The organism is Winogradskyella sp. HaHa_3_26 (assembly GCF_019278425.1).
Lineage (GTDB): Bacteria > Bacteroidota > Bacteroidia > Flavobacteriales > Flavobacteriaceae > Winogradskyella > Winogradskyella undariae.
The window spans coordinates 542,105-562,152 of sequence record NZ_CP058981.1; the positions used below are offsets into that span (position 1 = coordinate 542,105).

General features: G+C 31.0%; 18 protein-coding genes. 7 read left to right on the forward strand and 11 right to left on the reverse strand.

Annotated elements, in window-relative coordinates; translation table 11 throughout:
- The first annotated feature begins 6 nt into the window (after positions 1-6).
- The 4 genes from H0I32_RS02325 to H0I32_RS02340 all read left to right on the forward strand — a co-directional run bounded on the left by H0I32_RS02325 (position 7) and on the right by H0I32_RS02340 (position 2,986).
- On the forward strand, positions 7-774 hold the full coding sequence (locus H0I32_RS02325) for a thioredoxin family protein (protein ID WP_173586919.1): 768 nt from the start codon (positions 7-9) through the stop codon (positions 772-774).
- Between the two features lie 223 nt (positions 775-997).
- On the forward strand, positions 998-1,822 hold the full coding sequence (locus tag H0I32_RS02330) for a helix-turn-helix domain-containing protein (RefSeq protein ID WP_218747111.1): 825 nt from the start codon (positions 998-1,000) through the stop codon (positions 1,820-1,822).
- Between the two features lie 88 nt (positions 1,823-1,910).
- On the forward strand, positions 1,911-2,111 hold the full coding sequence (locus H0I32_RS02335; RefSeq protein ID WP_179313941.1) for a hypothetical protein: 201 nt from the start codon (positions 1,911-1,913) through the stop codon (positions 2,109-2,111).
- A 14-nt stretch (positions 2,112-2,125) separates the two neighbouring features.
- Positions 2,126-2,986, forward strand: coding sequence for an SDR family oxidoreductase (locus tag H0I32_RS02340; RefSeq protein WP_179313942.1), 861 nt, complete (start codon positions 2,126-2,128; stop codon positions 2,984-2,986).
- Positions 2,987-3,087: 101 nt separating this feature from the next.
- Here the strand turns inward: H0I32_RS02340 and guaB are convergent, their stop codons facing one another.
- Both guaB and H0I32_RS18135 read right to left on the reverse strand, forming a co-directional pair.
- Positions 3,088-4,560, reverse strand: a complete 1,473-nt coding sequence (guaB, locus tag H0I32_RS02345; protein ID WP_173587029.1) for an IMP dehydrogenase — start codon at positions 4,558-4,560, stop codon at positions 3,088-3,090.
- A 142-nt stretch (positions 4,561-4,702) separates the two neighbouring features.
- Positions 4,703-4,882, reverse strand: a complete 180-nt coding sequence (locus H0I32_RS18135; protein ID WP_394366308.1) for a DUF6686 family protein — start codon at positions 4,880-4,882, stop codon at positions 4,703-4,705.
- Positions 4,883-5,044: 162 nt separating this feature from the next.
- Here H0I32_RS18135 and H0I32_RS02350 point away from each other — a divergent pair, with 162 nt between their 5' ends.
- The 3 genes from H0I32_RS02350 (at position 5,045) to H0I32_RS02360 (ending at position 8,839) form a co-directional block, all read left to right on the forward strand.
- A complete protein-coding gene (locus tag H0I32_RS02350; protein ID WP_179313943.1) occupies positions 5,045-6,256 on the forward strand; it encodes an imelysin family protein in 1,212 nt (403 codons plus the stop codon).
- A 118-nt stretch (positions 6,257-6,374) separates the two neighbouring features.
- Positions 6,375-7,748: a di-heme oxidoredictase family protein gene (locus H0I32_RS02355; RefSeq protein ID WP_173586914.1), complete on the forward strand. Its 1,374-nt coding sequence runs from the start codon at positions 6,375-6,377 to the stop codon at positions 7,746-7,748.
- An 8-nt stretch (positions 7,749-7,756) separates the two neighbouring features.
- Entirely contained in the window at positions 7,757-8,839 is a 1,083-nt protein-coding gene (locus tag H0I32_RS02360; protein ID WP_179313944.1) for an imelysin family protein, read from the forward strand.
- Between the two features lie 255 nt (positions 8,840-9,094).
- Here the strand turns inward: H0I32_RS02360 and H0I32_RS02365 are convergent, their stop codons facing one another.
- The 9 genes from H0I32_RS02365 to H0I32_RS02405 all read right to left on the reverse strand — a co-directional run bounded on the left by H0I32_RS02365 (position 9,095) and on the right by H0I32_RS02405 (position 19,981).
- Positions 9,095-11,527, reverse strand: a complete 2,433-nt coding sequence (locus H0I32_RS02365; RefSeq protein WP_411292366.1) for a TonB-dependent receptor domain-containing protein — start codon at positions 11,525-11,527, stop codon at positions 9,095-9,097.
- Positions 11,505-12,869 carry an HTTM domain-containing protein gene (locus tag H0I32_RS02370; protein ID WP_179313945.1) on the reverse strand — a complete coding sequence of 455 codons (1,365 nt, stop codon included), beginning with the start codon at positions 12,867-12,869 and terminating at the stop codon, positions 11,505-11,507. Before H0I32_RS02370 ends, H0I32_RS02365 begins: the two co-directional genes overlap by 23 nt.
- 65 nt (positions 12,870-12,934) lie before the next feature.
- Positions 12,935-14,065, reverse strand: a complete 1,131-nt coding sequence (locus tag H0I32_RS02375; protein WP_179313946.1) for an imelysin family protein — start codon at positions 14,063-14,065, stop codon at positions 12,935-12,937.
- Positions 14,066-14,150: 85 nt separating this feature from the next.
- Positions 14,151-14,408: a hypothetical protein gene (locus H0I32_RS02380; protein ID WP_218747112.1), complete on the reverse strand. Its 258-nt coding sequence runs from the start codon at positions 14,406-14,408 to the stop codon at positions 14,151-14,153.
- A 91-nt stretch (positions 14,409-14,499) separates the two neighbouring features.
- Positions 14,500-14,853, reverse strand: coding sequence for a DUF6686 family protein (locus H0I32_RS02385; protein ID WP_179313948.1), 354 nt, complete (start codon positions 14,851-14,853; stop codon positions 14,500-14,502).
- Positions 14,854-14,865: 12 nt separating this feature from the next.
- The gene (locus tag H0I32_RS02390) at positions 14,866-17,058 is read right to left on the reverse strand and encodes a PepSY domain-containing protein (RefSeq protein WP_179313949.1); all 2,193 of its coding nucleotides are present in this window, start codon (positions 17,056-17,058) and stop codon (positions 14,866-14,868) included.
- A gap of 11 nt (positions 17,059-17,069) precedes the next feature.
- Positions 17,070-17,555: a DUF2271 domain-containing protein gene (locus H0I32_RS02395; RefSeq protein ID WP_179313950.1), complete on the reverse strand. Its 486-nt coding sequence runs from the start codon at positions 17,553-17,555 to the stop codon at positions 17,070-17,072.
- Positions 17,556-17,568: 13 nt separating this feature from the next.
- Positions 17,569-19,056 (reverse strand): ankyrin repeat domain-containing protein, encoded by a 1,488-nt coding sequence (locus H0I32_RS02400; RefSeq protein ID WP_179313951.1) that lies wholly within the window; start codon positions 19,054-19,056, stop codon positions 17,569-17,571.
- 22 nt (positions 19,057-19,078) lie between these two features.
- Positions 19,079-19,981, reverse strand: coding sequence for a DUF6607 family protein (locus H0I32_RS02405; RefSeq protein ID WP_179313952.1), 903 nt, complete (start codon positions 19,979-19,981; stop codon positions 19,079-19,081).
- Between the last annotated feature and the right edge of the window lie 67 nt (positions 19,982-20,048).

A 20,048-nucleotide genomic window follows, 5' to 3' on the forward strand; every position in this document is an offset into this window, starting at 1 on the left:
TCAAACATGAAAAAAATCAGTGTTCTAATTGCCATTATTGGCTTATCGGCAAGTGTACTTGTATCTTGTAAAAATGAAGAAAAAAAATCAGGAGAACCTACTGCTGAAAATCAACATAAAGAACATAAAGGAGAACATCCTCCTCATCATGATGGAGACCGAAAAGGACCTCCACATGGTGGTGATAAAAAAGGACCACCTCAAGGTAGCCCTGAACAAACCAAAACCTTAGAAGAAATTGGAGGTTACAAAATTGGAGATGTTGCTACAGATTTTAATCTTAAAAATGTAGATGGCACAATGGTTTCTTTAGCAGGTTTAGAAAATGCTAAAGGTTATATTGTAACATTTACTTGTAATGAATGTCCGTTTTCTAAATTATATGAAGATCGATTAATTGCTTTAAATAATGAATATGCACCAAAAGGATATCCTGTAATTGCAATTAATCCTAATAGCCCTGAAAATGTAAAAGAAGGTTATGAAGCGATGCAAGCACGTGCTAAAGAAAAAGGATTTACATTCCCTTATTTAGTAGATGAAGGTCAAAAAATATACCCACAATATGGTGCTGTTAGAACTCCTCATGTATTTTTACTAGATGCTGAACGTAAAGTGCAATATATTGGTACCATCGATGATAATGCAAAATCACCAGAGGATGTAAAAGTGAAGTTTGTAGAAGATGCTATTGAAGCATTAGAAAAAGGTGAGAAACCAGAACCTAGTTTAACAAAAGCTATTGGTTGTCCTATAAAAGCTAACCAAGCTTAGTTTATATACATCAAGTTTTATAATAACAAAAAACAGCATCTTTTCAGATGCTGTTTTACTTTTCATAAAATAGCCTAGAAAACTTCGGCAATAATACCCAAATTAACCATTTTATATATCTTCGGAATAATCCATAATAATGACTATTTTTATTCAAAAACTATAAATAAATTCTACATTGAATAATTTCCCCAATATATCTTTTAAAATTACCAAAGGCTCTATGTCTACAGGCTTTGATTTTATTAAAGTGGCCGAAATATTCGAAAGAATCAAAAAAGACCCTAACCATAATCCGCATCAGCCACACCGAATTTCTTTTTTTGCTTTATTGCTTGTCACAGAAGGTGAAGGAGAACATCAAGTAGATTTAAAAAATTACAAAATTAAAAAAGGGTCTGTTCTCAAAATTGCAAAAGGTCAGGTAAATGCTTTTAAAGATCATACGACCTACGATGGTTATCTAGTCATATTTACAGAGGATTTTGTTTTAAAATATTTTTCAAAATCATCAATTGAATTTATTTCGCATTTATACAACTATCATATTTCTGATCCATTGGTTGAAAACAGTAGTTTAAACAACTTTTTTTTAGAACGTATTACCGAAGAAATTAACAGTAAAAACACGTATGCTCAAAATGAAATAGTTGCCAAAATATTAGAACTTTTTTTATTAAAATTAGAACGTGAAACTTATAATTCACCATTAAAAACCTTCAATAAGAAACATCAAACGCTATTTATTGATTTTAAAAATTTAGTAGAAGAAAATTATACGAAAACACGGAACGTAAAAGATTACGCAGAATCATTAAACATCTCCACAAAACATCTCAACACTATAGTTAGAGCCATTACACTAAATACGGCAAAGCATTTTATTGACAACTATGTCATTCTAGAAATTAAGCGTGTTATTTTTAGTAGCACTATAAGTCTAAAAGAAGTCTCTTATCAAAACGGCTTTGATGAAGTCACTAATTTTACGAAGTTTTTTAAAAAGCATACAGGTCTTTCTCCTAAAGAATTCAAATCTACACTTTAGCTTTAAAGTTTCATATTTACCATTTTTAATAGCGGATTCACCTTTTACAACCTTGGTTATATTTCTAACTTTGCCTTAAAAATATATTATGAGCGAAGTCGCAAAATGCCCAACATGTGGGAGCCATTCAAAAATAAAAGTAAAAGATGGAGAAACCACGTATAAAGTGGTTCAAGATGAGGAAGCTTTTAAAAAAATTGGTCAGATGAAAAAGGCTTTAGAAAAGTTTAAATTTAAAGCCGAACAACTTGAAAAAGAGTTGGAAGAACTAAAATCTAATCCATCCTAAAATAACTAAATATTATGAAGATTGCAGTCACATCAGCTAGTGGACATTTAGGGTCCGAAATTGTAAAAGCACTTTTAAAAGCCACTAAAAAAGAGCAAGTAATAGCCATTGCGAGAACACCAGAAAAAGCAAAACACTTAGGTGTGGAAGTTAGAAATGGAGATTATAATAACCGTGAAGATTTTAATACTGCTTTAAAAGGTATAGACATCGTACTGCTCGTTTCTGGTATGGATGATCCTCAGAAAAGAATTCAACAACACCGTAATGTCATTGAAGCTGCGAAACAAAATGGTGTACAAAAAATAGTGTATACTAGTATTATTGGAGCTGAAGAAAATAATGCCTTTAGTCCTGTAGTTCAAAGCAATCGTCAGACTGAAGAAGACATACGTAATTCTGGTTTGCAATGGGTTATTGGCAGAAATGGAATTTATATTGAACCTGATTTAGAATACATAGATACTTACATAAAAGAAGATGGAATAAGAAATTCTGCAGACCAAGGAAAATGTAACTATACGAGTCGCGAAGAATTAGGTTATGCATATTCAAAAATGCTTTTAGAAGAAAAGCATAATGGTAACATTTATAACTTAGTTGGTGAGGCTATTTCTCAAAAGGAACTTGCAACTTATATCAATCAAGTTTATAACACCAACCTGATCTATAATTCAGTTTCTGTAGAAACCTATAGAGCGGATAGAATAGCTGAACTTGGTGAATTTCTAGGTACCATTATCGCAGGAATTTATGAAGGCATTAAAAATGGTGCTAATGATGTACCTTCTGATTATGAAAAAGCTGCAGGTAGAGTACATAAATCGGCATTAAAACTAATAGAGACTTACTATCTAAATCACGTTAAAAACTAAATTTAATTCCCCTTATATAAATTTAATAACAAAAAAACAGCATCTTATGAAGATGCTGTTTTTTTGTTATTATATAAGATTCCTGCTTGCGCAGGAATTCGTTATCTTGAATAATTAGGTGACTCATTTGTAATCGTTACATCATGAGGATGACTTTCATTTATCCCAGAACTTGTAATTTTAACAAAGCGTCCGTTTTCTTTTAAAGTTTCAATGTCTTTAGCACCACAATATCCCATACCAGCTCTAAGTCCACCAATAAATTGATGAATACTTTCTACTAGTTCTCCTTTATATGGTACACGACCTACAATTCCTTCAGGAACTAATTTTTTAATATCGTCTTCAACATCTTGAAAATAACGATCCTTACTTCCTTGTTTCATAGCTTCTACAGAACCCATTCCACGGTAAGATTTGAATTTTCTTCCTTCGTAAATAATTGTATCTCCAGGACTTTCTTTAGTTCCTGCTAAAAGTGAACCTAACATTACTGTATCTGCACCAGCTGCAATCGCTTTAGGAATATCTCCTGTATAACGAATACCACCATCTGCAATTACAGGAACTCCAGAACCTTTTATCGCTGCAGCAACTTCTAACACCGCTGAAAACTGAGGAAAACCAACACCTGCAACAACTCTTGTTGTACAGATTGAACCTGGACCAATTCCTACTTTTACAGCATCTGCACCTGCTTCCACTAAATATTTAGCAGCAGCACCTGTTGCTATATTTCCAACAATAACATCGAGCTTAGGAAACTTCTTTTTAATGTCTTTCAATACAGAAACCACACCTTTAGTGTGTCCGTGAGCCGTATCTATAATTACAGCATCTACGCCTGCAGCTACTAAAGCCGAAGCTCTTTCTACTGCATCTGCTGTAACACCAATTGCAGCAGCAACTCTTAATCTACCAAAAGAATCTTTATTCGCATTTGGTTTTTGAGTTACTTTAGTAATATCTCTAAACGTAATAAGTCCTTTTAGATTAAAATTATCATCAACAATCAATAATTTTTCAATCTTGTTTTGTTGTAGAATTTGTTCTGCGTCTTTTAATGAAGTACCAACAGCAGCAGTTACCAAATTTTCTTTGGTCATTACTTCTACAATTGGTTTTGTTCCTTCATGTTCAAAACGTAAATCTCTATTAGTAACAATTCCTTTTAATTTTCCATCTTCATCTACAATAGGAATTCCTCCAATACTATGTTCTGCCATATTTGATTTCGCATCAAAAACAGTTGCCGTCATTGGTAATGTTACAGGATCTATAATCATTCCGCTTTCAGCACGTTTTACACGCCTTACCTTATCGGCTTGCTGTGCAATAGTCATGTTTTTATGTAACACTCCTATTCCACCTTCTTGCGCCATGGCAATTGCCATTTTACTTTCCGTAACCGTATCCATTGCTGCTGAAATAACAGGAATGTTAATGGTAATGTTTCGTGTGAATTTGGTTTTGATACTAACTTCTCTAGGAAGTATTTCTGAATATGCTGGAACTAAGAGTACGTCATCGTAAGTAAGACCTTCTCCAACAATTTTATTTTCGTGTGCTGTCATGGCAATTAAGATATAATTGCGCACAAAGGTAAGGATTTAATATCAACCAAGTACGCTTATATGAGGTTTTGAAGATTATTTTATTGTTAAGTACAAATTCTCTTGTAGTTAGCGCAAAAATCTTATCAAAATAAACCATTTATTAATTAAGAATTAAGGTATACTCTATGTCTTTCAACGAAATATAGTTTTCATAAATACTACCTCTATGGCAAAAAAGTGTTTTGAGCTCTAGTATTTCTTGTTTATTAAACACTAAAACCAAATTCTCATGAATTGATGGTATGGGAATTTTTCGTTTCACTTTTGTACCTGTACACATTTCTTCATATTATTCACACAAACAATTAATGATAATTTATAAAAAATAAGGCAAAGAAAGTTAAATCACCAAATCCTTATTTAAATTTAGTCTAAATAAATTTTGATATGTCGGAGATAAAAAATAAATTCGCCAAATAAAATTTAACAATTAAATAACAAAATGAAAAAAATTTCAATTTTATTACTAGCCGTTTCATTTGCGTTTGCATGTTCAAGTGATGATGATAACAACCAAAGTAACCCTGAGAGTACAGATGTAACAAAAGAAGAAGTAATTTCTAACTATGCAGATTTAGTTTATCAATCTTATTTAGATAGCTATAATACATCAGTTACTATGCAAACTGCTATTGAAGCATTTGTAGCATCTCCATCTGACGCTACTTTAAATACTGCAAAAAATGCTTGGTTTGCTGCTAGAGAAATATATGGACAAACAGAAGCTTTTAGAGAAACTAATGGACCTGTAGATACAGAAGGTGATTTTTGGTCATTAGGAACAGAAGGTCTTATGAATGCATGGCCTATAGATGAAAGTTATATCGATTATGTTAGTACTGGTACTGAAGATTATGCAGGTAGTTACAATAGTATTATAAGTGATTTAAGCGTTACAATTGACGAAGCTACTTTATCTAGTTTAAATGAAGATCAAAATGATAAGTCAATTAGTACAGGATGGCATGCTATTGAATTTTTACTTTGGGGACAAGACAATACTGTACCTGCAGATAATTTAGCAGGTCAACGTTCTTACATGGATTATACAACTGCAGATAATGCAGATAGAAGAGCATTATACTTAACAGTTACAACAGATTTATTAGTTAGTGATTTATTAGACTTAACTAATACTTGGGCTGAAGGTGGTACTTATAGAACTGTATTTGAAGCTTTAGATACAGATACAGCATTACAACAAGCTATTAATGGTGCTTTCTTTATTGCGGGTGATGAATTAAGTTCTGAGCGTATGATTGCTCCTGTAGATTCTACAGATGGTATTAATGGTTTAGGTCAAGAAGATGAACATTCTTGTTTTTCTGATAACACAAACAGAGATATATATGCTAATGCACAAGGCGTAATTAATGTTATATATGGTTCTTATGGATCTGTTGACGGACCTTCTTTTTACGATTTAGTAAACCAAGCAGACGAAACACAAGCACTAGCTTTACAAACAGCTGCGACTAACGCAATGACTAAAGTGAATGTTGTTGGTGATAATGCACAACCTTTCGATTATTTAATTACACAAGAAACTTCTGATGATCTTACTGGTCCAGTAATGCAAGCTGTAGAAGCTTTATTTATTTTAGCAGATGAAATTAGTGCTTCAGCATCTGTAATAGGTATTAACCTTAATTAAATTTTTAAATTTAATTTTTCTAAACTTAGATAAATCCCGAACTTCGCGTTTTGGGATTTATCTATTTTTTAAAACCACACATATTTTGTTCAAAAGAAAACAAAACATCATTTTTTTAATGATAATTATAGGATTTTTATCCTGTGACTCTGACGACAACAATTACTCTGCTGTTGTAAATACATATGAAGAAGGAGAAGAGTATTTATCTGGTTCTTTAGGTGTTAATAGTACTAGTTCTAATGCATTTGGTTTTGAAATAGATGGTTTATCTTTTTCTGAAATCGGACAATTTTCTACCGGAAACTCATTATTTAATCAAAATTGGGTCTCCTCTCCTGCTTCTACAACAGGGAGAGATGGCTTAGGACCAACATTTAATGCGAGGGCATGTGCTGGTTGCCACTTTAAAGATGGACGTGGTGGACCTCTTGTTAATGGAGAAAACTCTAATGGTTTTTTAATGCGTGTTAGCTTACCTGGGGAAGATGCTTTTGGAAACCCAAACCCTGTACCAAGTTATAGTACACAAATACAAGATATATCTAATAATGGTATTCCTTTTGAAGCAAAAGTGATCGCTACTTATGAAACTATTGATGGTGAATATGCAGATGGTACATCGTACCAACTACAAAAACCAATTTATTCTTTTAGTGAAGAACAGTTTGGTAGCCTAGCTGGTGTATTAATGTCTCCTAGAGTAGCAACACAAACTATTGGACTAGGATTAATAAGTGCTATACCTGAAGAGCAAATTTTACTAAACGTCGATGAGTTTGACACTAACAATGATGGTATTTCGGGTAAACCAAATTATGTTTATGATGTAGCATCTGGTACTGATAAATTAGGACGGTTTGGTTGGAAATCTAATATGCCTTCATTAAAACAACAAATTGCTGGTGCTTTTCATGGAGATATGGGTTTAACCACTTCTTTATTTACTGAAAACAATTGTCCTTCTCCACAACAAGATTGTATAGATGCACCAAACGGAGGAGACCCAGAAGTTACCGATGATCAATTAGAAAAAGTTCTATTTTATCAAGGTACTTTGGCTGTACCAAACAGAAGGAATTTTACAGAACAATCTGTATTAAACGGAAAAGCACTCTTTAATGAATTAAATTGTGTTAGTTGCCATGCTATTAATCAAACAACAGGAACTTCAGAAATTCATCCGCTTTTAGAAGGGGTGACAATAAAACCATATTCTGATTTTTTATTACATGATATGGGTGATGACTTAGCCGATAATAGACCAGATTTTGATGCTAATGGTAATGAATGGCGAACACAACCGTTATGGGGAATAGGTCTAATTTCAACTGTGAATAACCATACATTTTTCTTACATGATGGTCGTGCAAGAAATATAGAAGAAGCTATACTTTGGCATGGTGGTGAAGCTGAAAACATTAAAAATGCATTTAAAAACTTATCGCAAGAAGAACGTGAAAGCGTTATAGATTTCGTTAACTCCTTATAAAAATTAATATGAAAAAACATTTATTTCTAACGCTCACTATAAGCACTCTTCTCTTTTTTGCTTGTAATAGTAATGATGATAGTTCTAATGATGGATTTAAAGTTAAGGACTTATTATCCGATGTAACAAATCAGCAAATTGTACCTTCTATTGCTACTTTTACAAATTCTGCAAATACATTCGAACAAAACATAAGCGATTATGTAAATAATACTACTGAAGCAAATTTAGAGATCGCAAGAGAACAATGGAAGTTGACGGCTATTGCTTATGAAAAAACTTATGTACACCATATTGGTACTGCTAGAAGTCAATTTATAAATTCTTCTATTTATAATTGGCCAACAGTAAGTGGTGCTATTGAGTTTTTTATCTCTGATAATGATACTATAGATGCTGATTTTATGGCAACTATTAGTGCACAAGCTAAATCATTAGCTGCATTAGAGTATTTATTATTTGCAGAAGATTTAACAACTATTAATTCTGGTTTTATTAATTCTGAAAAACGCAGAGATTATTTAAGATTATCTTCAGTTTATCTTACTTCAAGAGCAGAACGTCTTCAGGATATATGGAGCGATCCTAGTGAAGATTATGCGACTGTTTTTATTAATAATGACGATTCTGGTATTCAAGGTTCCTTTAACCAATATTATAATGGAATGTATAACGCCATAGATGTTACTAAAACAACTAAAGTAGGAAAGCCTGCTGGTTTAGAAAACTCACAAGTTATCAATCCTGAATTAGCTCAAGCATATTATAGCACTACTTCTAAAGCTTTAGTAGAAGCTAGTGTAAAAAGTGTAGAAACAGCCTATTTTAACCCAAATGGATTAGGTGTTGATGATTATGTATTTTCTATAACTAATACCACAGATTTAAATAATGCTATACAAACTAAGATAACAGAAATTTACGCAGCTCTCGATGCTATAACAATTCCATTAAGTGAAGCTGTAGAGGTTAATCATTCTTTAGTTGAAGATCTTCATTCTAAATTAGAAGATTTACGTATTTTATTTGCTGTAGATGTAAGAAGTATTTTATCTATTGTTATTACAACAACGGATACTGATGGTGATTAAAAATCATCTATTATTTTAAGCGTTTCATAGTTAATTCATTTCTATAAAACACTTATAAAATTATCTTTAAAACTCATTTCGTTTTATACTATACTTAATGTAAAACGGAATGAGTTTTCTTTTTTATAACACCATAGTTATAGGAAAAGCAACATTATAAGCCATAAACAAGATGGTTTATTTAAATGCCATATAAAGCTTCATTTACGAGTAAAATAAATGCTTAAAACTCACTATTTAACTCTAATTCTACCACTAAATTTTAATATCTAAAGTAAGGTACCAATTTCTTGGTGATGATGGTAATATACCTGGGCCAGGATATCCTGTGGCTCTTCTGGTAAAGTAAGTATTATCTAAAACATTATTAATTCCTGTTTCTAATTTAAACTGTTTGTGTTGATAAGATAGCGATAAGTCTAAAATATCATAAGAAGGAATTAAACCTATTATCCCAGAACTACCAAGTGGATCATTACCAGAGTTGGTCGCATCAGAAAACTGTTCTGCTAAATACGTATATTGAACACTTGCCTGAAAGTTTTCATAAGCAAAACGCAAGCCTGTTTTTATATTTAGCTGTGGTACAAATTCTACTTTATTACCCTCTACTCCTGTTTCTTCTGACTTTATATATTCTGAATTAATAATGGAAGTATTCACAAAGTAATTCAGTCTATACTTACTATTTTGTATGAAGAGTTTATTCAAATCAAAATCTATCAAAGACTCTAATCCATAAATAAAAGCATCTCCTATATTGTCTCTAACTTTAGTAACGCTATTATCTTCTTGCACTTCTAAAGTAATTCCTATTCTGTCGTTATAAAAAAGGCTAAAAGCACTAAAATCGAAAGAAACAACATCTTTATAATTCCCTCTAAATCCTATATCTGCTGTTAATCCTGTTTCATCAACTAAAGGTCTAACACTATAATTAGGGTTCACTAAATTGATATCTGAAAACGTAACTGATCTATAATTCTGAGAGGCATTGGCATAAAACTCTACATTATCATTAGGTTTATAGCTTCCGCCTAAGCCAAACAATACAAAAGAACGCTCGTTTAAATCATCGGAATATATGGTTTCGTTTAAAATTACATTACCTGCTCCATCTAAATTAATACGTTTAGAGAAACCATCACTTTCGGTCTTTATATATTCAGCTCTAAAACCAGGTGTTATAGACCATTTATCATTGAGATAAAAAATATTTTCTCCGAAAACAGAAATATTTAGATTAGGATTGGTAAAATTAGATTGGCTGGCGTAATTAGGGTAAGTTTCTGTTTGTAAATCAAAATCGGGACCAATACCATCACTTCCGGGTCCTTGAATAGAAGTGTTATTTGCTTTGTAAAATTTAGAACCAATTAAACCTGTAGCATCTTTACCAAAAAGCTTGTATTTACTTAATAATCTGGCTTCAAAACCAAAATTATTATATTCTCCTTTAATTAAATCGCGTTCATTAAAATCGTCAGGTATATCTTGTCGGTTAGTTCTAAAACCTAATGCATTACGCTCTGCATCCAAACCAAAAAAGTTAAATGTAAAATTGGTTTTTTCTGAAAACTTATGTGCTAATTTAAAATTATACAATAACCAATCTACCTGAAACCAATTACGTGTTCTATTACTTTGAAAAGCATCGTCATTAAACATCGCATCACTTAAACCACCTGCCTGTTGCGCTAAATAATGTAAATAAGTTACCTCTGCAGAGATCTTAGTTTTATCTGATAATTGATATCCTAAGTGTAAAAAAGCATTTTTAGATTCGAATTCTGAGTTTGGTCTAAAACCATCTCCCTTTTTATAATTAAAATAAGTATAATAACTAAACTTGTTTTTGGTACCACTTAAGCTGGTAAAATTGGTATAAAGTCCGTTGCTTCCTATTGTATTTCTTGTTACAAACTCTATAGGTTTGTTAGGGTTAGGCTCTTTAAACTTAAAATTTACGAGTCCTCCAAATTGTGTTCCATATTGCAATGATGCTGCACCACGCACCACTTGGATCTGCTCTAAAGCCTCAGCTGGTGGTGTATAATAACTTTCTGGATATCCTAAAACATCAGCACTAATATCATAACCATTTTGCCGTGTATTAAAGTTAGAAGTTCGGTTGGGATCTAAACCACGACCACCAATATTTAATTGTAAGCCTGCATCATCATTCTGAAAAATGTTTAAACCTGCTACTTGGCTATAAATTTGCCTGGCATTATTACTTGCTAAATTAGCCATGGACTGATCTACTAAAATAACTTCTGATTTTTTACCTGCATAGATAGCAGTTTCTTCCACATCTCGTAAGCGACTTAATTCAAAGACTTTAGATTTACGTGAAGTGATCTCTACTGCAGTTAATTCCTCTCCTATTGGTATTAATTTCTGGTTAATTTTTGTTTCACCATTAATCAAAGCTTCAACTTCTATAACTTGAAATTCATAAGAAAAGAACACTATTGTTAACTTCTCTTTATTAGTAGTAAACTCAAAATAACCTGAAGCATCTGTTTTTGCTAACATCCCTGAAGATTTTTCAAAAACTTCAACATTAGCTAATGGACTATTTGTTTCACTTTCAGTTACAATTCCTGATACTTTATTTTGAGATAAAGCAGTCGAAATTGAAACTAATAAAACGATTAATATATTATAAACCTTTAATTTCATCATTGAATGGTAGTATCCAGTTTTTATGTTTAAATGATTCTTTTTCTTTGTATAAATCTATTTTAGGATCGATATAAGGTTGACTTAACCGTCCATTTAATGCCACATAACAATCTACAAAAACTTGTATATTTTGATGGCCTTGACTTTTAAAATGATCGCCTAAATAATGGGCATATTCTAGAATAAAATCGGGCTGAAAACTCATTTGCTTTTCTTGAAAAGGCGTTAAGAAATCAGTATTATCTACATAGAAAAAATCATTGGTTTCGCTATTTACAATTTTAAAATTAGCATAACCAGCCTTTTCCATTAGCATAACACGCCATGAAAAACGAAAGCCTTCTTCGGTCCAAAATAATTCGTTTGGATACACTAAATACCGCCATGGAAACACCAATTGCAATGCAAAAAACACTATTAAAATTGGATGCACTAATTTTCTGTAAGAATAGCGATATGCCTGATCTGATAATGCTATTGTTTTGAATTTTAAAAACGAAATCCCTTTTCTAAAAATATTTAAAATTTTCTCGTGTACAGTAGCATCAAAAAATATTAATGTAGAAACAATCATGATATAAGGAAACATCCCAATTGGAAATAAAATCCTAGTAAACACATGAAAAATTACCACTATTATAAAAGCTAAGGTTCTTGTTTTTTTATAGAGTAGTAAAAATGGAATTGCTAAATCGTAAAACATTCCAGACCAACTCATCGCAAAATGAAACCAATCTTTATGCATTAAAGTTTCTCCTATAATGGGAATATCGTATTTAGATGGTAACCATATTTTTAATGGCATAGCTTTAAACAACCAATCATTATTTAATTTAGCTAAACCTGCGTATAAATAGACTGTACCAAGTAATAGTTTAATACTATCTATTGTCCATTTCGGAATTTGTTTATACTGCTTTTTACGGATTGATGCATCTAAAGAAAAATAAGCATTAGCAGGTAAAAAACACATTAAAAAGCTTAATACAGTTATGAAATAGTAATGATTTAAATAGGTGGTTTTATCCATTAATTCTATATAAGTAAAGCTTAGAAAAAATGTAATAATTGCAATTCTGTATTTAAATCCTATAAGTATAAAAAAGGCAGCTAAACCACATATTGCAAATAATAAATAAGTGTAATTCCCTATAGGTTTTATCCATTCAAAACCATAAAAAGTAAAGTGAAATTTAGGTTCTAGATATAATTTTTCAATCCAACCATAAGACCAGAATCTTATAATACTTGCTAACATCATAACACCAAAACCTATTCTAAAAACAGACAAAGGTGCTGCGTTAGTATTTGTATCTAAGTATGTTTTTATTTTAGTTAGCATTTCTATATGTAATACAAAAAGAGGTTGCCATAAGACAACCTCTAGTGTTTTATTAAAAAAAAAGATTAATCTCCATCACTGTCATTAAAATCTATAACAATATTTAAAGATTGCGCCATATCAACTTTTAACTTCGGAACTGCTGCTTGTATAATATCATAAGCTGCATTCATTTGAATATTATTATCTATAACTTGCTGAGAAAAACTTGCATCTAAACCGTTAACAGTATTTCTTACTGCTGTAAATTGGTTATTAATATCAGTTACTAAGTCTTCTCTATCTAAAAACTCTAAATAAGTATTAATACCAATTGCGCTAGTGTTATTGGTATAACTTACACCATTAAAAACATTTTCAATTGCTGTTAACGCTTCTAACGCTAATACTTTAGAAACATCATTTTTGTAATAAGCTTCTACTTTTTCAGGAAGTGTTCCTCCATTAGAAAAAATACCTGTAGGAATACCAAATTTTTCGGCTCTAAATCCTTTCTCATAAAAGAAAAGAAAATCATTAGCTAACATGTTAAAAGAGCCATTAAGACCACTAACTGAATTTGCTATAAATGTATTTCTGTAGCTAGATTCCCAATTATTAACAATAGCATTATTTTTTGTAATCATTTGTGCCACTACGTCAGTTAAATACGCTGAATATTCATTAAAATCACTGTTAGTAGTAAACTTTTCTAAAGGTAATACATCTCCTGTTGCTGTACCATGAATTAAGTAATCTAAAGCAGGGAAACCTTGTGCATCAAAATATTCTGATGTATTTAAATCATACCCACCTGTACTTGCTGAGTTTTCAATATCTGCAACTGTAACAGGATAAATATTAAAAAAACTTACAAAACCTCTTTCTTCACTACCTCCAACATTATCAGCTTCACCAATATTAAACATTTGTACGTGTTGCCAAACCTTATAAGCCTCTAACCAAGTATTGCTTAAAGCTTCTAAATTAGTAGTAGATTTATCATTAAGAAAGTCCTCTTTTGCTGTATCTAAAGCTGAAAGTTTACTTTGTAGGTCTTGAAATGATGGTATAATAATGTTATCTGCAACGTTAGTTAAAAGTGCAGTACGGTCAAAACCATCATCGGTATTATTGCTACCTGTACTATCGTCTGAAGAGCTACAAGCTATAGCTACAATAATAATTGTTAAGAAAATTAATGCTTTTTTAAACATAAAACTTTTGATTACTTTTTGTGATGCAAACTTAAAGCAGAAAATAATTAACACAAAGTTAATTTAGAATAATTTTAAATAAATTTTAAGCAGATGTTAGACTGTATATTACAGTATTTAAATTAAAAACGGTACCATCTATAAGATTCTTAAAAGCTTTTAATTCTTGAAAGTTAAAAGAAATTTGTTTCTCACTTTTAAATAAAACATAAATATCTTTTAAGTTACAATCTAAATTAAGATGCTTAGATTGTTCTAAAGTCTTTAAGGTAGATTTAATTGTTTGCTGTAATTTTTCTAATTCTAGAGTCGTTACATCAAAAACAATTTTATTAAATACCAACTGTATTTTGTTGCATTGCTTTACAGTGCATCGTTTAAAAAAAAATGAAATACCTAAATAATTACCATAAATTAACTCAATCTCATCCATTTTAGTTCAAAATAAAAGTATAATCAATATCAATTAAGGTTATTTCATTTTCATAAACACTACCTCTATGACAAAAAAGTGCTTTAAGCTCTAGTATTTCTTGCTTATTAAACATTAAAACCAAATTCTCTTGAATAGATGGAATAGGAATTTTTCGTTTCACTTTTGCATCAGCATACATCTCTTCCCAATAATCTTCTTCTATCTTTAATAAATAGGTTTTAAATCGATGGTATTGCTCTTCTGTGAATTCAAAGTAGATATTATTAAATTCTAAATGGTAAATATTACATTCTTTACATATAGATAATTCACCATTACTAACTTTTGATAAAACTTTTATATTATGACACATAAGTTCTCTTTTTTAATAACAATCCATTTTAATTTGCCCGTTACTTTCAAATGCACTTAATGGTTTGTTGAGTTGTTCTGTGGTAATATTATTTAAGACATCTAAAACACGATTCTGCATGGCTATAGCCCCACAAATCATGACTACTCCATTTTGCTGAAAATGCTTTGCAATAAATTCTTCATTTTGAAATAAAAGATCTTGGACGTAAATTTTCTCTGCTTGTTCTTGAGAAAATGCTGTTTGCAATTGGTTTAGTTTATTTTGCTTTTTTGCTTCTTCTAATAAACCCGAATACAACTCTAAAGATCTCTTGGTTCGTCCTCCCCAAAACAAGTGTATATTTTTTTGTTTTTTATTGTCGTTAATCATCCCCAGAAATGGTGCAATACCGGTTCCGTTGGCTATTAAAATGACATCTTTTGTTTTAGCTGGTAAATGAAATTCTTTATTTTCACTTATCGTTGCTGTAATAGTATCAGCGGTATTTAGTGTGCTGAAATAGGTAGAACACAGTCCTTTTTCGTGTTTTTTAATACTTAAAAGAATATCTCCTTCTACTTTGGCAATTGAATATTCTCTGGCAGCTTCATCTTCATTAGGCTTAAATGCTAGTAAATCACCAGACTGAAATTTAATCTTCTTTAATGGCCTTAACTGCAACAAGAAAGTATCATCTATATTTAACTCCGTTCGTTTTACCACTTTAAACGTTCGTGTATATTTTGAATTTAATTTTTCTGTCGGTTGTGTAATAACCAGATTTTGATTAGAAACGGTATTCCATTGTAAAACCCAATTTTTAAAAGCTTCAAAAGATTGATTATTGATTTTTACTAATTCTAATTTTCGATTAAAATTTGGATGCACATTTAGCAGCTCATCAACTTCTTCTGCGTATTTACAATATTCAGGATATAATAAAGAACCAAAACCAACTACAGAATAATCTAACGTAGAATTTTGAATTGTTCCCAATAACTTTTCAAATTTAGTTGCATTTATTGGCGCATCTCCTTCGCCATAAGTTGCTGTAAAAATGATGAGCTCTTTTGCTTTATTATATGTCGCATATTGATTTAACTCTGTGATGTATGCCTTCTTGCCTAAAACTAATAAAGCTTTGTAAAATGAAATTGCAAAATTAAATGTACTTCCTGTTTCTGAACCTACTAGAATAATATATTCTGCGTCCTCTTTTTTAAATTTATTCTTGATTTTCACTGCTGACTTTCTACGTTTTAAAGTCATAGCAAAACCAGAATAAATAAAGAATAACAAGACAACACCAACCAATGCTAAAACAATAGACCATAAAATAGTGCCTTGGCCTGTATGCAGAAACAAACTCCATTGCGATAACATATGAACCAAAGTATACCGCTGTTCGCTTACAATTTCGCCCGAAATTTGATTGACTAAAAGTTCTTTATCTTTTAATGTGATAAAAAAGTAATCTTCTACATCATCAGAAAAAGGAAATTCTAAATTTTTAACTTCAGAGATTGGTGTGGCCTTAAAAACTTCAAAATCTGAAAATGGTATTTTATCAATATCCTCAGATACATCTTCAGGATAAGTATGCGTAATATTTGATTCTGGTAAAAGAGAAAACTTTTCTAATGATAAATAGACGCCTGTAAATGCGACAATGATCACAGGAATTAGAAACCAACGTCCTAATTCTACATGATAATATTGTTCAAAATTCTCGTTAACTATTTTAGAAAAAAAACGACGAATTCCGCCTTGTCTTTTGGCGATTAATACCAAACCTGTAAGAGCCATTAATATTAAAAAAAACGACACCAAACCAACAATAAAACGTCCTGTAGATTTTAGAAATAAAGAACGGTGTAAATTAGTGGTAAACTTAAAAAGTGGTGATTTTTCAATAAGCTCACCTAACTTCTCCCCTGTTTCTGGGTTGATGTAAAAGGTTTCACTATCACCTTCATTTGTAATAACCGACGCTATGACAAAATCATTTTCATCCGTTGAGATGGTAATAATTTCGTCATAGTTATTAGTTAAACTTTCTATCGTTGTGGCTAAAGTTGTGTCCTCATTAATTTGATAAGATTCCAACTGATTAGAAATAGGCTCGAAAGCCAAAATGGTACCAGTTATGGAAGCTAAAACAATAAAAAGAGAAGATACCAAAGCCAACATAAGGTGACTAAATCTCCAAATAGAAAGGGTCATTTGCATTGCTTTTATTGAGGCATCATACGTATGTAACGGATAAATCCTTTACCTTCTACTTTACTTTTTACATTAGCTGAAGTTAACTCTAACTCGACATCACTTTCGTAATATTCTTGATCTTCAACTGCTGATTCAAACCTAAGTTTATAGCCTTTGTCTAATTTATCGTTATCTATTTCAATAACATTTATAGTACGCTGACCTCCACTTACCGTTGCTCCAGTAATCGCATCAATATCATTTCGTTTTTTTCCGTAGAAATCCCACCACGATTCTATGGTATTATACCATTCATCATCGTCTCCAATAACGTTAAGGGTTTCTACATATTCACCTTCAGGATTTAATAATGAAATGACAATATAGGCGCCTTCACCTGTATAATTTGTCATTTGAATCATACATTTATACTTTGAAGATTCAGATAAGGTATTAAAAGATACTAAGCCAAAAGCTATAGTAAAGACTAAAATTATAAGTTTTATATTCTTCATATTTAAAATTATATTACTTTAAAAATTCAACTGAGACATTATTCTTAGCTAATAACTCGTTCTCTTTAGCTAAGTCGTAAGCAGACTCTTCAAAATCTGTTACAACATCTTTCTTAGCACCATTTTTTAATAGAAATTTTAAAACACTGTCATCTTTAGCTTTTAGAGCCGCTAAATGCAATGCTGTGTTTCCTTCATTGTTTTTAGCATTAATATCTTGTTTCATCTCTAAAGCTATTTTTAATAACTCCAAACTGTTTTTTTCTGCAGCTAAATGAAACCATGTATTTCCATCTTTTTGAGTCGCAGTTAAATCTACTTTGCTCTCAGTTAATAATTCCTTCTTACTGTAAAATTCCTTTTTATTTCTTTCTGAGTAAGAATCAATAAGGTAGTAGCCTAAATTATTTCCATCTGCATCTAATAAACTTGTATCAGCTTTGTTTTCAATTAAAAATGCTACAACATCAGTATTGTTACCTGCCACAGCTAAATCTAAAGCTGTTTGTCCTTTTTTGTTTGTAGTATTTATGTCTTTTAAACTTGAAGATAAAACTTCTACAACCTCTAAATCATTACTAGAAGCGGCATTAATAAAAGGCGTATTTCCTTTATGATCTTCTTGGTTAACATCTAATCCATTTTTAAGTAAATAGTTAATGATGTTTACATCTTTACTTCTTGAAGCTAAAATATGCAATGGTGTTACACCTTCTTTGTTCGTTGTATTTGGGTTTAAGCCAATACTTGTTAAATATTCATAAACCTCAATGCCATTAGATGATCTTCTTGCACCAGTAGCTGTTAAAATAAAAGCTTGATCTGTACCTTTTAATCCTTTTTTTACAAGAGATTTTAAAGCATCAATATGACCGGTTTTCGTTGTATAATTAAAAATTCCGTTTCCATTTTTATCAACACTTTTAATATCTAACCCTTTAGATTGAAAATAAGATACAAGCTTAAAATCTTTATCACTTGGCGCTGCTAATAATAAAGCATTTGCACCACTTGGTGTTAAGTCTGTTTTTAAATTGACTCCTTTTTCTAAAATAAGGTCATAAACTTTAGTGTTTTGTTGTCCTGCTGAAGCTGCAAAATTAATTATAGAACTTCCTTTATCATCCGTAATATCTGTTTTAGCTCCTGTTTTTAAAAGGTATTTTACTAATTCATCGTTACCATTATATGCTGCCCAAAAAATGTAAGTTCTACCATCGTGAGTTAGTTTATTTACATCATTACCTTTTTGAGATAAGAGAAATTTAATGGTTTCTAACGGTGTGTCTTGTAAAGTTGCAAAAACAACAGCATCAAAACTAGCCTTATTTGATTCTGAAGGATTATTCCCTTCTTTTATCTTTGCTTTAACCGTTTCTACACTTGGTTTTGTTCCCCAAAAATCACGATTTAAAAAGATGTTTTCGCTCTTCTTTTGGGCAAAAGCAGGTAATGCCAATATGACAAGAAGTAATACTACTACGGACTTAATTGTTTTCATATATAAATGTTTGTTTTTAATCTTATTTTACAAAAGATTCAATAATTTTATTGATATCTTTTTTAGCAGTAATTTCATCATCAAATAAGTATTTATACAATACTTTATTATCCACTTTTTCTTCTAATGTTAGATCTTTATCTCTTCCATATACATCATCCCATTTAGATCTTACCAATTTCCATTTTCCTTCTTGTGCTTTCCACCAATCTTTTGAAGCTTGACATCTACTTTCGTCAACTCTTTTATAGGTATTATAACCTTTTTCTTTCGCTATAATTACATCTTCAGATCCTGCTACACGCACTACTTTTTCATTGTCTTGGTCATGTACCCAGCCAAAGTTAGTAATTTCGTGGCGGTTACCTCTTAATGTTATGTTGTAATCGCTACGTTTAGTGTATTCTCGTCTTGGTAATGGTGCTGTTGTAGTATTTTCCCAATAATTTTTTCCATCTACATGTACCCAAGATCCAGAACCTTCATAACGTGGACTATCATCTACTTGATACACTTTTTGTGTCCATTGTCCTTTTACATCGTCTTTAGATTTTTTTTCAAACGTCCAATTATTATCACCATTGTACATATAAAAATCTTGATTCTCAAACAACCAATCTTGTCTCCAATGTTTAATAATCATTGGATCATCTGGATTTCCTACTTGTAATAAATGTTGAATAGATATTTTATTAGAATCGTCCTCTACTAACTGTGCCCACTCTAACCCTCTATCTACTTTAGTTTCTGAAGGTCTATAAAGTGAATCATTACTGTAATTGAAAGTCTCAGTAAAATTAAAAGTCACCTCAAAACAACCACACATTTCTTTAATGGATTCTTGATCTTGTGTCTTTTTCTTTTGAGCATTAGCACTTAAAGAGAGTGCTAGAATAATAGATAATACTGGAACGAATTTCTTCATCTGTTAGATTTTATTATTGTGTTTGAAAAAAAATTAAAAAAACTATTCTTATTTAGAATGAATTAAA